Source organism: Synechococcus sp. CCAP 1479/10, assembly GCF_019038515.1.
GTDB lineage: Bacteria > Cyanobacteriota > Cyanobacteriia > PCC-6307 > Cyanobiaceae > Cyanobium.
Genome location: NZ_JAFKRJ010000073.1, coordinates 1 through 306, shown reverse-complemented (window position 1 = coordinate 306; position 306 = coordinate 1). Strand labels below are relative to the sequence as shown.

General features: G+C 67.0%; 1 protein-coding gene. It reads right to left on the bottom strand.

Annotated features, from left to right (window positions below):
* Window positions 1-306: acyltransferase family protein (locus tag KUG39_RS17770; protein ID WP_216916620.1), on the bottom strand; the 306-nt coding region annotated here is incomplete at both ends.

Genomic DNA, 306 nt, shown 5'->3' with positions numbered 1-306 from the left:
CCCGCTCTCCAGCGGCGGGATCAGCATCGCCACCCCCAGGCTCGTCACCGCCAGGCACACCAGCAGGTTCGGCAGCAGACGCCGCACACGCCGCAGGTAGAAATTGCCCAGCCGGGGCCACAGCGGCTTGCTCGCCTGCCCCAGCAGCGAGCCCATCACCACGTAACCCGAGATCACAAAGAAGATGTCCACCCCGGTGAAACCACCGGGCAGCCAGCTCTTGTTCAGGTGGAACACCAGCACCGCCAGCATCGCCGCTCCCCGCAGCGCATCGATGTCCGGCCGGTAGGCAAAACCTCCCCCCTT